General features: G+C 45.2%; 14 protein-coding genes. 6 read left to right on the top strand and 8 right to left on the bottom strand.

The genetic code is table 11. The features are described from left to right. The first annotated feature begins 135 nt into the window (after positions 1 to 135). Positions 136 to 657 (top strand): GNAT family N-acetyltransferase, encoded by a 522-nt coding sequence (locus QUB20_RS00245; protein ID WP_333244241.1) that lies wholly within the window; start codon positions 136 to 138, stop codon positions 655 to 657. A 70-nt stretch (positions 658 to 727) separates the two neighbouring features. Here QUB20_RS00245 and QUB20_RS00250 read toward each other — a convergent pair whose 3' ends face one another. Further along, entirely contained in the window at positions 728 to 2062 is a 1335-nt protein-coding gene (locus tag QUB20_RS00250; RefSeq protein WP_333244244.1) for a tetratricopeptide repeat protein, read from the bottom strand. A gap of 21 nt (positions 2063 to 2083) precedes the next feature. Between QUB20_RS00250 and QUB20_RS00255 the strand changes: the two genes are divergently transcribed. From QUB20_RS00255 to hisC, 4 genes are all read left to right on the top strand, one after another. Beyond that, positions 2084 to 3385 carry an esterase-like activity of phytase family protein gene (locus QUB20_RS00255; protein WP_333244247.1) on the top strand — a complete coding sequence of 434 codons (1302 nt, stop codon included), beginning with the start codon at positions 2084 to 2086 and terminating at the stop codon, positions 3383 to 3385. Between the two features lie 178 nt (positions 3386 to 3563). After that, the gene (locus tag QUB20_RS00260) at positions 3564 to 4418 is read left to right on the top strand and encodes an alpha/beta hydrolase (RefSeq protein WP_333244249.1); all 855 of its coding nucleotides are present in this window, start codon (positions 3564 to 3566) and stop codon (positions 4416 to 4418) included. Further along, positions 4415 to 5128: a glycerophosphodiester phosphodiesterase family protein gene (locus tag QUB20_RS00265; RefSeq protein ID WP_333244252.1), complete on the top strand. Its 714-nt coding sequence runs from the start codon at positions 4415 to 4417 to the stop codon at positions 5126 to 5128. Before QUB20_RS00260 ends, QUB20_RS00265 begins: the two co-directional genes overlap by 4 nt. Before the next feature lie 130 nt (positions 5129 to 5258). After that, positions 5259 to 6305 carry a histidinol-phosphate transaminase gene (hisC, locus tag QUB20_RS00270; protein WP_333244255.1) on the top strand — a complete coding sequence of 349 codons (1047 nt, stop codon included), beginning with the start codon at positions 5259 to 5261 and terminating at the stop codon, positions 6303 to 6305. 88 nt (positions 6306 to 6393) lie between these two features. On the opposite strand, the gene QUB20_RS00275 is transcribed toward hisC, so the two are convergent. The 7 genes from QUB20_RS00275 to QUB20_RS00305 all read right to left on the bottom strand — a co-directional run bounded on the left by QUB20_RS00275 (position 6394) and on the right by QUB20_RS00305 (position 13050). Continuing rightward, positions 6394 to 6861 (bottom strand): type II toxin-antitoxin system VapC family toxin, encoded by a 468-nt coding sequence (locus tag QUB20_RS00275; protein WP_333244258.1) that lies wholly within the window; start codon positions 6859 to 6861, stop codon positions 6394 to 6396. After that, the gene (locus tag QUB20_RS00280) at positions 6855 to 7160 is read right to left on the bottom strand and encodes an antitoxin family protein (protein ID WP_333244262.1); all 306 of its coding nucleotides are present in this window, start codon (positions 7158 to 7160) and stop codon (positions 6855 to 6857) included. Before QUB20_RS00280 ends, QUB20_RS00275 begins: the two co-directional genes overlap by 7 nt. Before the next feature lie 390 nt (positions 7161 to 7550). Continuing rightward, positions 7551 to 8351, bottom strand: a complete 801-nt coding sequence (locus tag QUB20_RS00285) for a class I SAM-dependent methyltransferase (protein WP_333244265.1) — start codon at positions 8349 to 8351, stop codon at positions 7551 to 7553. 142 nt (positions 8352 to 8493) lie between these two features. Then, entirely contained in the window at positions 8494 to 10134 is a 1641-nt protein-coding gene (locus tag QUB20_RS00290) for a 2-isopropylmalate synthase (RefSeq protein ID WP_333244268.1), read from the bottom strand. 329 nt (positions 10135 to 10463) lie between these two features. Further along, positions 10464 to 10985: a LabA-like NYN domain-containing protein gene (locus QUB20_RS00295; RefSeq protein ID WP_006633075.1), complete on the bottom strand. Its 522-nt coding sequence runs from the start codon at positions 10983 to 10985 to the stop codon at positions 10464 to 10466. Between the two features lie 338 nt (positions 10986 to 11323). Continuing rightward, positions 11324 to 11974 (bottom strand): response regulator transcription factor, encoded by a 651-nt coding sequence (locus QUB20_RS00300; RefSeq protein ID WP_015174512.1) that lies wholly within the window; start codon positions 11972 to 11974, stop codon positions 11324 to 11326. A gap of 650 nt (positions 11975 to 12624) precedes the next feature. Next, the gene (locus tag QUB20_RS00305; RefSeq protein ID WP_333244271.1) at positions 12625 to 13050 is read right to left on the bottom strand and encodes a ferredoxin; all 426 of its coding nucleotides are present in this window, start codon (positions 13048 to 13050) and stop codon (positions 12625 to 12627) included. A gap of 552 nt (positions 13051 to 13602) precedes the next feature. On the opposite strand from QUB20_RS00305, the gene groES reads away from it, so the two are divergent. Beyond that, the gene (gene groES, locus QUB20_RS00310; RefSeq protein WP_332945088.1) at positions 13603 to 13914 is read left to right on the top strand and encodes a co-chaperone GroES; all 312 of its coding nucleotides are present in this window, start codon (positions 13603 to 13605) and stop codon (positions 13912 to 13914) included. Positions 13915 to 14044: the final 130 nt, after the last annotated feature.

Below are 14044 nucleotides of genomic sequence, written 5' to 3' on the forward strand. Positions count from 1 at the left end.
ATAGAGTTGACCACTGGTTTTAGTTACTGTGTCAAATGCTGGGTTTTCAAAATGCAGTTCACTGCATTGAAGAAATTGATTTTACATTTCACCGTCGTCCCAATGAAAGTGTATTAGCCTTTTTGGGTATAACTTATGCAAGAAATAGAGACAGCCCGATTGTATCTGAGACAATTTACGCCAGACGACTTAGATGAGCTGTACCGCATCTACAGTGATGCAGAAATAATGAAATACTTGAGAGGAGTTAAAACTATAGAAGAAACAGAAATCGCCATTCATACTATGCTCAAACGTTGGGCAGAAAACAACTTCGGAATGTGGGCTTTAGTACATAAAATAGACCGTAAAATGATTGGTCGCTGCGGACTGGCTTTTCTGGATCAGACACCGGAAGTTGAGCTGGGCTATGCGCTAGACAAAGTTTATTGGAATCAGGGATTGGTGACAGAAGCATCTTTTGCTAGTCTAAATTATGGATTTAAAATATTAAATTTGGATAGAATAGTTGCGATCGCCCGACCAGAAAATATCGCCTCCCAGCGAGTGATACAGAAAGTTGGCATGAAATATGAAAAAAATGCTCGTTATTACGAAACCGATGTACTATATTACTCTATTTCGCGAGAAACCTACAATTCAAAAGTAGTTTTGTAAGGCGTGCGTTGCACACCTTACTGCGTTTAAATTACTCACCTTGCAATTTGTCATTATTGCCTGCGGATAACTACGAAGTTTTTTGCAATTGCTTGTTGACTTTTTGAATTTTCTTAGCAAAATACTCTTGTCTGTGTCCCAATTTTTTAGCCACGTCCAACCCTTTTTGATAGGATTCCAAAGCTTTATCGTAAGCCTTCATCTCTTGATAAACTTGACCGATATTGTCATAAGTGTTCATCAATCCGTAGAAATTGTAAGCCCGCTCTTCTAACAGCAACTGCATTTGATAAATCCGCAAAGTAGGCTCCCATTGCTTTTGCGATCGATAAAGTAATGCTAATTTATCTAAAGCTTCACTAGCTTGGGCATACTGTTGAATGGGGACGGCTAAATTGTACGCTTCCTGATAGTATTGAGCTGCTAAATTGATTTGACCTATGGTTTGGTAATCACTGGCGATCGCAATTTTGAGCGGAGGTATAGCGCTGGGATTTTGCAAGTTAAGATACACTGATGCTAGTTTTTCCCTAGCTGCGATCGCCTTTAGGGGTTGTTTCGACTGCTGGTAAACATAGGCCAACTGTCTCAGAGTATCTACCTCAGTTGGAGGAGTTACAGGCTGCGGCGGCGCACCGTTTCCCGCAACAACAGCAGAATTTTGCACAGCAGAATTAGCAGCAAATAAATCGCGATTTTCCTGAATTAAAGTTGCCAATTCCTCATACACGGGAGCAGCTTTATCGTAACTCAACCAATTGATGTGAATAAGCCCGATCGCCTTCAAAATCTGACCTTCAGCCAATATATCTTGGTTTTGGCGCGCATTTTCGAGAATTTCTTGGTAAACTTCTACAGTCGGGCCTTTAGCGCGCACCTGCTGAAAAGCCGCAGCGAAGGCGGGGAGCAACTCAGTATTAAGTGGTACTTGGGATTTGACCTCTTTTTGAATTGCTTGCAACCGTTTGGTAATAAGCTGTAGTTCGAGGTTTTTACCATTACTCCAAGCAACACTTCCCACCCGACTCAAAGCAGCAATTTCCGCCGCCGGGCCCAGATACCTCCGCAGCCGCAATTCTCGGAACCAAATTTCAAAAGCACCCGCGCCGTCTCCAGCTTGCAGTTTAGCCGCTGCTTCTAAGTTTAACTCTTCCAAAGCCGCTGTCAGTTCGTCCCGCTGAGTGCTGCTCAAAGATTCACTGGCAGGAGCTAGGGGATCGGGTGTGGTAATTTCTAGAGGATTAGGAGAAAATTGATCGAGGGCTGGTGGATTAGTTTGGGCGCTAGCAATAGAACCAGCACACAGCCACAAGAAAAGCAAGCACCCAATTGGTACAGAACTTCTCATTCTTAAAATTTGGTTGCCGCGATTCGGCATCTTTTCTGGAAACATCAAGTTTTGCATATCTACAAAACGGTATAAATTATGTCACCAAGATGGCACAAAAGCAAACAGTTCAACAAGAGCAACAAAATAAATGTCACCGCACTGAGCAATTATTGGGATTTAAAGACGCTGGGCGATCCTCTTCGTTGGCGTAGCCCCCGTAGGGGCGGGCTTCGCCAACGCATTTTACGCTTATTTAGTCTAGCCCTAATTCTCTTAACTGTTTGCACAGCTTGCGCCCCCCCTCCCGCAGTTGCAAAAGACCGCTCTTTTCCAGAATTGTCCCTAGAATTTTTGGGCGAGTACGAATTGCCAAAAATGAATTTTGAAGGAGTACCCGTCGGCGGTTTGTCAGGAATTACCTACGATCCCAAAGGTATTAGCGCAGTCACTTCCAAAGCTTATCGCTTTTACGCTCTTTCCGACGACCCCAGCGAAAACGGAGAAGCCAGATTTTACAGTCTCCGACTCGACCTCACATCAAGTGACCCCGGCAACATTCGCCTGAAAAAAGTTACCGTTGACGGCGTTACATCCCTCAAAAAAGCAGACGGTGAAACCTTCTCTTGGGGTTCCATCAATCCCGAAGGCATCGCCCTTTCTCCCCGCAATTCAGTATTTGTCGCCAGCGAAGGCGTTACTCATGTGGGCATCCCTCCTTTTCTCGGAGAATTTGACCTCCAAACAGGGAAAATGCGGGGAAATTTGCCGATACCAAAGCGCTATATTCCCGATGCCAGCGATGAAAAACAGCAGCAAGGAGTGGTGGACAATTTAGGTTTTGAATCTTTAACTATCGACCCAGAAACCTTTAGTCCGGGCGGTCTTGATCCGTTTCGTTTGTTCGCAGCTACGGAAGCCCCGTTAATGCAAGATTTAGACCCCGAACAGGCAAGCAAACTCCGTCTTTTACATTATATCATCGTCGATAAAACGCCGCAATTAGTCTCGGAAAATCTTTACACACTAGACCAGGTTCCCATGACTATTTTGAACGGTTTAACAGAATTAGTGACAATCGGTGGCGGTCAGATTCTGAGTTTAGAACGTTCTTTTGGCCTGTCGGGATACAGCGCTAGGATTTATCAAGTAGCGGTTGGGGCGGCTACAGATACTTCTAGAATCCAAAGTTTCAAAGGACGAGTGGCCGTCGAACCTGTTAAGAAAAAGTTGCTCCTAGACTTAAGCCAACTCGGAATTCCGCTGTACAATTTAGAGGGGATGACCCTCGGCCCGCGCTTGCCAGATGGCAGCCAGAGTTTAGTTTTGGTCAGCGATGACAATTTTGATGAAGCGCAGAAAACTCAGTTTATCTTGTTGAGTTTGAAGGGCAAAGGTTAAGTCAGAAGGGCGGGCTAGAAGCCCACCCCACCCCACAAAAAGATTTATTCTTTGTGAAACAGGCCCGCAAGCCTGTTGAGGAAAACCGTACAATAAAATTCACTCTTTGTGGAACAGGCATCTTGCCTGTTCATAAAAAAGTTAAATCAAATTTATCCAAATATAAAACCCCCTAATCATGCCAAGTCGTAACACTTTGCACTTACCAGAAATCGAGCTTTCATACCTAGAATGGCAGCCAGAAACAGGGAAAACCAAAGTTCCGCGTTTGCTATTGTTACATGGTTTAGCAGATAGTGCGTGTGTCTGGACTAGCTTGGGCAATTACTTGTCCAACCGCTATCATATTGTAGCGCCAGATATGCGCGGTCACGGAGAGAGTAGCAAACCGAAAACAGGCTATACTTTTGAAAGTGCGATCGCAGATTTAGAAGCTTTGATGGCACATCTCAACTGGCCAGACGCCCACATTTTAGGACATTCTTGGACGGGAAAACTAGCACCGATTTGGGCGAGGCAAAATCCCGATCGCTTTTGCAGTATGATTTTAGTAGACCCCATCTTCATCACCAAACTGCCCGCCGCGATGAAACTCACCTTGCCAATTGTTTACCGAAAATTAGACTGTCTCAAATGTGTGGGCCCGTTTGCGACTTTATCCCAAGCAGAAGCAGCAGCTAAACAATCGGGAGAATTCGCAGATTGGAGTGATGTGCAGCAAATGGTATTCCAACAGCAAATCGAACCAAAATCCGACGGAAATTGGGGCAGTAAATTTGCGATTGCAGCCAGAAATCAGATATTTTCAGAAGTGATGAAAGTTGCCGGTTTAACTGAAAATATTGAGATACCAACTTTGTTTGTACAGCCGGAAAAAGGCGTAAATCGCATGGCTTGGCAAATGCAGCCATACAAGAGATATTTGAAAAATCTTACTGTTGCAAAAGTACCGGGGAATCACTGGTCTTTTTTGACTCAACCGGAAACTTTTAATCAAACTGTGGCAGATTTTTTAGAGGGTACAAGACAGTGAATGTAGAAATTATCGCACATCGGGGATTTTCAGCGATCGCCCCTGAGAATACTTTAGCAGCTTTTGAACTGGCGATCGCCCGTGGAGCTCATTCGATCGAATTTGACATCCAGCTATCCGCCGACAACGTACCAGTGATTTTTCACGACGCCACATTAGATAGAATCACTGGAGTTTCTGGCAAAGTTAGGGAAACAACCCTGTCTCAATTGCAGACACTTAATGCGGGAAAATGGTTTAGCGATGAATTTTCACAACAAAAAATTCCTACCTTAAAAGAATCATTAGCTATACTCAAAAATGTTGATAAATTTCTTTACTTTGATGTCAAGCCACACTGCGAGTGGTCGGATGCAGATGTCGCGGATTTTGTCAATAGTTTGAAGGGCGAAAAAATCCAACATAAATGCGTTATTACCTCCTTTAACGCTGGATTTCTGGAACAAGTGCGGCGGCTATCTGGCGATTTGGCGATCGGACACATTGTTGCTAATCTAGAAGCATACAAAACTCAATTAGCTCACGCTGTGGCGCATCGGGATAATTTGATTAGCAGCCAGTACCGCGTGTTGCTGGAAAACCCCGCACTAATTCCAGAAAGCCGGAGTCAGGGAGTTGACATTGTAGCCTGGACGGTGGACGATCGAGCGGATATGCAAAAGTTAATTGATTTGGGTATAACGCGGATAGTCACTAATTGTTTGATATAATTTGTTTAACTTGATATCTTGCACCATTATCAAGAACGGGCTCTCCGGCACGTTCCACAAAACTCAATATATCTTGCACCATTATCAAGAACGGGCTCTCCGGCCCGTTCCACAAAACTCAATTATATAGATGAATTACTTTCGCAAAAGCATCCACGAAATGTCTGGCTATGTGCCGGGAGAACAGCCACCGCTAGGCACAAAAATTATTAAATTAAATTCTAATGAAAATCCCTATCCGCCTTCTCCCAAAGCCTTAAAAGTGCTTGAGGAAATAGACGGAGAAATGCTGCGACGCTATCCAGATCCAACGGGCAAAAGTTTCCGCATTGCTGCTAGTAAAGTTTTAGGAGTACCTGACGATTGGATTGCGGTAGGTAACGGCAGCGACGATTTATTAAACTTGATAGTTCGCGCTGTCGGCGAATCTGGGAAACAGATTGTTTGTCCCGCGCCTACCTATGTATTGTACCGCACTTTGGCAGAAATTCAAGAGGCAGAATTTGTCGAAGTTCCTTATCCCGACGACTACAAGTTACCAGTCGATTTATTAATAGCAGCCAGAGGGGCAGTAACCTTTGTAGCTTCGCCAAACAGCCCATCGGGAACAGCCATATCTGTGGCAGATTTGGAGAAACTAGCTAAAGAGTTATCGGGCATTCTTGTCATCGACGAAGCTTATGTAGATTTCGCCGAAGAAAATGCTTTGAACTTGACAGAAACGTACAGTAATGTTATAGTTTTGAGAACGCTTTCAAAAGGTTATTCCCTCGCAGGATTGAGGCTGGGTTTGGCCATAGCAAATCCGGCGCTGCTGGCTGAATTAAATAAAATCAAAGACAGCTATAATGTGGATGCTTTAGCTTATGCAGTGGGGGCGGCTGCGATCGCAGATCAAGACCACAAAACAGCCAACGCCGAAAAAATTAAGGCTTCGCGAGCAAAACTCGCCGTTAGTTTCCAGGAATTAGGCTTTGAAGTTTGGCCCTCGCAAACCAACTTTTTGTTAGTTAGGCCACCCAACGGCGATGCAGAAAGGATTTATCAAACACTCAAAGTACGGGGAATCTTGATTCGATACTTCAATCAGCCGCGATTGGAAGACAAATTGCGGATTAGTGTAGGTACTGATGAACAGAATCAAATTTTAGTTAAAACTTTGAAAGAAATTCTATAAATAACGATCGCACTAAAATTATTTGCTAGTAAGGACTTTAGTCCTCTGATTTTTATGAGGACTAAAGTCCTTACTACACACAGCTTGATTACGGATAATTATTAGGATTATCAATCGCCAACCCTTCTGAATGAGCAATATTCAGCAATCGATTGTCCGCCGAAACAAAAACCAGTTGAGTATCTGGCACGGAAACGAGAGTAGATTGAACGCGCAAAGCTGACGCTAATTGCAAAGCATCATAAGCCCGCAGCGGGTTTTGCATCACCAGTGCGCCCGCTGTTTCTATCAAAGTGCGATCGACTTCAAGAACTTCATACTGGTTGTCAAAATCCGTGCGAAAATCTTCCATAAGTTGGTCAACCTCATCGACAGATAGACTACCCTCTCGTTGACGGCGTGAAAAAGCGCTGCATACCTCCACCCAAGTAATCTGAGAAATCGCGAGAAAGTTACCTGCTGCAGGAAGAGTAATTGATTGAATCCAATTACTTCCCAATTCAGGCACATACCGTTTAACCAAAGCGCTGGTGTCTAAGAAATAGGCATTTACCACGGGCCACGATCCTCAATAACGATTTCAGAAAGAGGTTTCCCCACTCTTCCCTTGAGTTTTTCAAACAGTTCGCGCCGCTTTTGTTCTGCGGCTGCATCTAGCTTAAACTGTTTTGTTGGCAAACCCATCAATTTTCGTACATCCATCAACTTAATCGCCTTTTCGCGATCGCCCTTGAGTTCTTCCGGCGACACTTCCGCTACAATTGTGATTTCCACAGTTTCCCCATCATTCAATGACAAAGGACTCAAGGGACGAAAAACCCCGTTTTCGTAGATAGCAGTAATAGTTTCTGGCATAATTAGCCTCTTAATTAAATGCTTTGACTTATTGTACTTCTTTTAGAGTTTTCAGTAGGGTGCGTCAATCGATTTTAGATTTTAGATTTTAGATTTTAGATTGACCCCACGGATAAATGCGGGGGCTTGAGGATTTTCGATTTTCGATTTTGGATTGATTCCACGGATAAATGCGGGGGCTTGTACCATCAAGAAATTATTGGTCAGTTGTGATTATTTTTGCTCCAAACAAACAATCTCGGAACTGACGCACCTGACAACAAATGGTGCGTCAGAATAATACTTTCGGCGCTGATTTAAAATCTCAAAACTGACGCACCCTACCACTGATATCATCAGTCATTCCCGATTCTTTAATCGAAAATCCAAAATCTAAAATCTAAAATCGTCTTACTTCGTTGCCACCACAGCCAAATTCCAAGCCAAGCGCTTCATCAAAGGCAACTTCTTCAAAAACCCATCCAACCCTTCCAACCGAGAATATTCCGGTTTCAATCTCTCTTGTTCAATGATAATCTTTTTCCAATAACGCTCCTCATTCGGATGCACTTTTTCTATCAAATAAAAGCGCAAAAAAATCCACAGCGATGTCAGCCAAAACGTATCATAAGCCGTCTCGGAAAACAAAGATTGAACAAGTTTCACAATATTAATATCCAAAGGACTTTCATCCTCAGTCCGCACCTCAGTCGCCATCCTGCGGTAAACATTAATCACCGGATTGTGCTTCATCGGGTCCCAAAAACAAGCTTTACCCCCAGGCTTCAGCACGCGGTGCATTTCGCGAATTGCCTTTTCAGGTTCCGGCAAATGGTGCAGCAAATTAGAAGCATAAACAATATCAAAACTATTGTCCGGGAAATCCATAGCCATTGCATTCACCGTGCAGCCCTCTATTTTGACGCCGTTTTTCTCTGCCAATTTCAGAGCAACGTCTACCATGCCCTGGGAATAGTCGGCAGCCACACAATGCGCGCCTTTTTTAGCAAAATAAACGCTATTTTCTCCCGCGCCGCAGCCTAAATCTAACAGGCGTTTGCCTGTAATATCGCCCATTTGCTGGACGATAAATCTATTTTCTGGGGCGGTACAAGCTTCAAAGTAATCATTGACTTGAATGCCGTCAATATCGATTGTGGATGCCCAAGCATCGTGGAATTGCCGCTCTTTTTTTAAGGTTTCGTCTTGCATTTTTCAAGATTTGGTTATTAGTAAAAAAAGTAATTTTAAACCGCAGATAAACCCGGATTAAGGCAGATTAATTGAGATTTATCTGCTTCGATCTGGGTTCGTCTGCGGTTGGTTTCAAGAAAAATGGCTGACAATAAATTTATCAGCGCTGTGCTTTTGCAACAACTTGATTTGCGATCGCAGTTTGCTGTTCCGAGGATTTTTCAGTAGTATGCTGCAATGCCTGATACAGCCGATTTAAAGCGCTGATGTATGCTTCTGCGGAGGCTACAATAATGTCGGTATTTGCTGAGTGACCAGAAAATACTTTGCCTTCGTGGCGCAAGCGAATTGTTACTTCGCCGATCGCATCAATTCCTGCTGTTACCGATTGTACAGAAAACTCGATCAACTCGTTGGGTACGTTTACCACCCGGTTAATTGCCCTGTAAATCGCATCCACAGGCCCAGTGCCGATCGCAGCATCGGTCAATTCTTCGCCCGCCGGATTCCGCACAGTGACAGTTGCTGTCGGGCGAGATTTGTCGCCGCAAGAAACCTGCACCAATTCTAACCGGAATAATTCCGGTGCTTGGTGCACTTCGTTATTGGCGATCGCCTCTAAATCCCAATCAGTAATCTCTTTTTTCTTGTCCGCTAAATCTTTGAACTTGACAAAAGCCTTATTTAGCTCATCGTCGGCCATTTCAAAACCCAACTCTTTCAAGCGAGTGTGGAAAGCGTGGCGCCCCGACAATTTACCGAGAACGATTTGATTTTCAGTTAAGCCGATCGACTCAGCGTCCATAATCTCGTATGTCCGCTTATTTTTGAGCACTCCGTCTTGGTGAATTCCCGACTCGTGAGCGAAAGCATTTGCCCCCACAATCGCCTTATTTGGCTGCACCAACATCCCCGTCAAATTGGAAACCAACCGCGAGGTTTTATAAATTTGGCGCGAGTCAATATTTGTCAGCGGTTCCTCAGAATCCGCAGGCCGGCCCAAGAACGGATTATAATATTGGCGCCGCACGTAAAGCGCCATTACCAACTCTTCGAGAGCTGCATTTCCCGCCCGTTCGCCAATCCCGTTAATCGTGCATTCTAACTGTCTGGCGCCATTTTTCACAGCTTCCAAAAAGTTAGCAACAGCCAATCCTAAATCATTGTGACCGTGAACTGAAATAATTGCGCGATCGATATTCGGCACATTTTCCTTAATTCCGCGAATCAAAGCCCCAAACTCGCTCGGAGTCGTGTAGCCGACAGTATCGGGAATATTAACAGTAGTCGCACCCGCTGCGATCGCCCGTTCTAGAACCTGATACAAAAACTCCGGTTCCGAGCGACAAGCATCTTCCGGCGAAAACTCCACATCATCCACAAAAGACTTAGCGTAAGCCACCATTTCCGGCACAATTTCCAGAACCTCAGCCCGCGTCTTTTTCAGCTTATACTCCAAGTGAATATCGGACGTAGCCAGAAACGTATGAATTCGCGATTTGACGGCGGGTTTCAGAGCCTCGGCTGCTGTTTTAATATCCTCCTTTCTCGCCCTTGCTAAACCGCAAATTGTCGGCCCATTTTCCGTGCCAACCGATCGGGCTATTTTTTGGACTGCCTCGAAATCTCCTGTGCTGGTGAAAGGGAAACCCGCTTCAATCACATCCACGCCCAATCTCGCTAACTGGCGGGCGATAGTTAGCTTTTCATCCACATTTAGAGATGCACCCGGAGATTGTTCTCCGTCCCGCAAAGTCGTATCGAAAATAATAATCCGGTCTTGACTTGGTTGAGTTTTCATAGCTCTACAAAAGTGTTTTCCTGATTTTTACTTGTCCGTTTTTCTGGATTTTTAGCCTCCAGTCAGTCGATTTTAGATTTTAGATTTGAGATTTTAGATTTTAGATTTACTCCACAGATGAATCTGGGAACTTGAACCTTAGTCTAAAATTTTGGGCTACTGGTGGCTCCTATCGGAAAGCAAGTATGCGTTTTTTGGCGGGAGCACCAGTCCCGTGTTTCGCGCCAATAACGAATAATTAATAACCCATAACCCATAACCCATAACTGCTGACTAATAACTACTAACTAATGACTAATGACTAATGACTAATAACTACTAACTACTGACTAATAATCCATCTTCTCGATATGTTCCCTGATTTCATTTAGGTCTATATACCTATCTGTAGCATTTCGTAACTCTCTAGCAATCATTCCTTCGGTGGATACCACAGTAATATGAGTATTTTTCGAGCGGAGCAGCTCGATCGCCCTCTCAAAATCCCCATCCCCGCTAAACAGCACAACTTGGTCGTATTGATCCACGGTATTAAACATATCAACCACAATTTCTATGTCTAAATTAGCCTTTTGAGAATATCTGCCCGAAGCATCGTCGTAATATTCCTTAAGAATTTTAGTGCGAACCGTGTAACCTAGACTGATCAAAGCATCTCGAAATCCCCTTTGATCTTGGGGGTCTTTCAGACCCGTATACCAGAAAGCATTGATCAAGATGACATTCGGCTGCGAAGTTTTGAAATATTCGAGCACCCTGCGAGGATCAAAAAACCAACCGTTCTTTTGTTGAGCGTAGAACATATTGTTCCCGTCCACAAAAATAGAAAGGCGGTTCATTAAGTTTGTCATAGAAACTTAGACCTAATAATTGTAGAAAGAAGTTAATCTAAATATCACATTTTAGCAACATGGAGCTAACTGAGGCAATAGATTAGACTTCAGAAAACTCCATCTCCCCAGTATTTCATATTTTCGGCTCTACCGCCAGAGGGTTCTTTTAACCCTGCTTGCTTTTGAGCGAGGGACCCTCACAAACTATACGCCTAGTAACTCAATACCGACTGCCGTGTCAAGGTTAAGGGCGTCTTCAAACTACCGCGCCCACCGCCCTACCGCCAAGCAGGCATACGCCCAGCGCATAGCAGTAGATGTTGCTCCCCTGATTTCATAGCGCAGACTACCTCCGCTCAAGCCTTTTTGCTTTCAAGAGCCCAGCGAGCTAACTCTGTCCGGTTGTGCAGACCTGTTTTGCCCAGCATATTGCTGACGTGGCTTTCGATAGTCCGCTGGCTGACATTCATCACGTCTGCGATCTGGCGGTTTGCCATACCCTGCGCTAGCAACTGTACCACCTTTAACTCAGTGGGAGTCAATTCGACATTGCGGCGCGCCTTAATTTTTGGGCCACTCTCCATACCGGGATTTGAGTGACGAATCAAGCGGGATGCTGCTTTCAGAGAAGATTCCACTTGGGCTACCAGTTCTTCTGGTTCAAAAGGCTTGACTATATAAACGTCAGCGCCAGTGCTCAAGCCTTTTACTCGGTCTGAACTTTGACCTTTTGCGGACAAGAAAAGAACCGGAATCCAGCTCGTGCGCGGGTCTTCTCTGATGTGTTTGACTAAAGTGTAGCCGTCCATTTCCGGCATCATCACGTCGCAGATCATCAAGTCGGGAACTTCTTGTTCTAGTTTTTCCAGAGCGTCTCTGCCGTTTTCTGCTGTAATGACGTTGTAACCCCGAAACTCCAAGTAGTCTTTGACCAGCAAGATCAAATTGGGGTCGTCGTCAACCAGCATCAGCCGTTTTTGTTCTCCTGAATTATTGTCCTTTGTCATGTTTATTCCCGCTAAAGTATCCCGCACACTTCCTTGTTTTCACTTCTGTTTTTTCGGTCAGTCCCCCGCCACCCGGCTGGGAGTGGAGGACGACGATCGACTGAAGGGATGGCGGTGAGGGAAAGCGGGGCGGGTATTACCGCTTTCCAACCTATAATCGACGGCTGTTTGTGAGTGTCTTACGACCTGGAACGCAGCCCAAACCTGTAATCGACGATCGCCCTGTCAAGATCAGCCTTGATTGATTGCAGATTCCCTAACAGAGCGCAAGTTAAATATCTTTAATCTCGATGGTTCAATTTCAGGTTAATGCCCCGGTTTTAAATGATACTTCTGATATAGAGAAATTTAAGCAGACTCCCTACTTACGTATTTAACTGTTTCTAGTGTAGTTTGGCAACCTGCTTAGTGTCTGCCACTGAGAAATTTTTGCACAAAATTTCTCAGTTCCTGCGATCGATTTTTTTTACTGTACCTTTTGAGAAACACAAGGAACACGGGAAGCGGCACCAGCAAGACAAGAACCTAACTACAGTTTTATGGAGCTGTAGCAGGTGCGATCGCCAGGACGCGAAACTGTCTCAATTTTTCACCCTTAACCTTAAATTTAACACTTTACCTATAACCCTGTACTTTAAACAGCGCTACACTTAAATGTTTGGCTGGGTCTCAGCAGGCACAGGCAAAGGATGAGTCAAGAAAGCGTATTCTTGAACCACCTTTGAGTTTAGGAGATGTTCCTGAATAATTCTCTCAATCACGGGTGGAGTAACGTCGCGATACCACACTCCGTCTGGATAGACTACCATAATCGGGCCAGACACGCACACTCGCAGGCAATTGGCTTTCGTGCGAAAGACGCAGGTTGGTCGAGTGGCACTTGGCTTGTCCAACCCCAATTCTTGCAAGCGTTTTTTTAAGTAATTCCACGCCTCCAGACTGGTTTGCCGATCGCAGCACTTGGGCACGGTTTGGTCGGCACAGATAAAAATATGCCGCTCGATTTGAGGGATTCCCAGGCTTTGGACGCAAGCGCTCAAGCCTTGGCTGCAAGATTCCATGTTATTTTCTGTCATTGTCTTCATCAATCAAAAGTAATTGGTTAGCGATCAAAAGTCATCATCACAGCCTCCAATCCCAGGGCTGTTTCATTCTCACCAAAAACATGAATTTTGACTCTGTAGGGGTAGTGCCCCCGTGCGTACCCCGTGCGTACCCCGTGCGTACCCTGTGCGTACCCTGTGCGTACCCTGTGCGTACCCCGTGCGTACTCCGTGCGTACCCCGTGCGTACCCCGTGCGTACCCCGTGCGTACCCCCCGTGCGTACCCCGTGCGTACCCCGTGCGTACCCGCCCGCCACAGACGACTGCACAGACATGGGGGCAGCCACGGGGGGCTGCCCCTACAAAAGAATGAAACAGCCCTGCACTCCCCCCTCTCCTTCCCTTCAACTCATGCTCGGTTCGGGAACCCGTACTGACAACTAAGTTGCGATCGCCCCTTTCTAAAGCTAAATTAGCACTCAGGAGTCGAGAGTGCTAATATGTCAGTTGTAAGTAGTCCGCTGTTGCTTTCATAGCGACCCTGACCCCTGACTGACGACAATCTGTAATCTGGAGATTTATTTATGGCAGCAGTATCACTGAGTGTTTCTACCGTTAAACCGTTAGGCGAGCGCGTGTTCGTAAAAGTAAGCGCTAGCGAAGAAAAAACCGCTGGCGGCATCCTTCTGCCCGACACAGCTAAGGAAAAGCCCCAAGTAGGCGAAGTCGCGGCCGTGGGCCCCGGCAAGCGCAATGACGACGGCACCCGCATTGAAATGGAAGTCAAAGTCGGCGACAAAGTTCTCTACTCGAAGTACGCCGGCACCGACATCAAACTCGGCACAGACGAATACGTCTTGCTTGCAGAAAAAGACATTCTGGCGATCGTTAACTAATTAATCATTAGTCATCAGTCCTTAGTCATCAGTCATTAGTTTAAAGCGAACGCCGCCAAACAACTAATGACACGGGGCAAATGACTAAAATCCATCATCCCCAATCCAAAATCTCAAACCCTCTCATCCC

Source organism: Microcoleus sp. B4-C2 (assembly GCF_036705265.1).
Classification (GTDB): domain Bacteria; phylum Cyanobacteriota; class Cyanobacteriia; order Cyanobacteriales; family Microcoleaceae; genus Microcoleus.

Coding starts and splice junctions, on each gene's coding strand:
- QUB20_RS00260 (WP_333244249.1), top strand. CDS start 3,564: ATGCCAAGTCGTAACACTTTGCACTTACCAGAAATCGAGCTTTCATAC.
- QUB20_RS00245 (WP_333244241.1), top strand. CDS start 136: ATGCAAGAAATAGAGACAGCCCGATTGTATCTGAGACAATTTACGCCA.
- QUB20_RS00300 (WP_015174512.1), bottom strand. CDS start 11,974: ATGACAAAGGACAATAATTCAGGAGAACAAAAACGGCTGATGCTGGTT.
- groES (WP_332945088.1), top strand. CDS start 13,603: ATGGCAGCAGTATCACTGAGTGTTTCTACCGTTAAACCGTTAGGCGAG.
- QUB20_RS00250 (WP_333244244.1), bottom strand. CDS start 2,062: ATGCAAAACTTGATGTTTCCAGAAAAGATGCCGAATCGCGGCAACCAA.
- QUB20_RS00255 (WP_333244247.1), top strand. CDS start 2,084: ATGTCACCAAGATGGCACAAAAGCAAACAGTTCAACAAGAGCAACAAA.
- QUB20_RS00285 (WP_333244265.1), bottom strand. CDS start 8,351: ATGCAAGACGAAACCTTAAAAAAAGAGCGGCAATTCCACGATGCTTGG.
- hisC (WP_333244255.1), top strand. CDS start 5,259: ATGAATTACTTTCGCAAAAGCATCCACGAAATGTCTGGCTATGTGCCG.
- QUB20_RS00290 (WP_333244268.1), bottom strand. CDS start 10,134: ATGAAAACTCAACCAAGTCAAGACCGGATTATTATTTTCGATACGACT.
- QUB20_RS00305 (WP_333244271.1), bottom strand. CDS start 13,050: ATGACAGAAAATAACATGGAATCTTGCAGCCAAGGCTTGAGCGCTTGC.
- QUB20_RS00280 (WP_333244262.1), bottom strand. CDS start 7,160: ATGCCAGAAACTATTACTGCTATCTACGAAAACGGGGTTTTTCGTCCC.
- QUB20_RS00295 (WP_006633075.1), bottom strand. CDS start 10,985: ATGACAAACTTAATGAACCGCCTTTCTATTTTTGTGGACGGGAACAAT.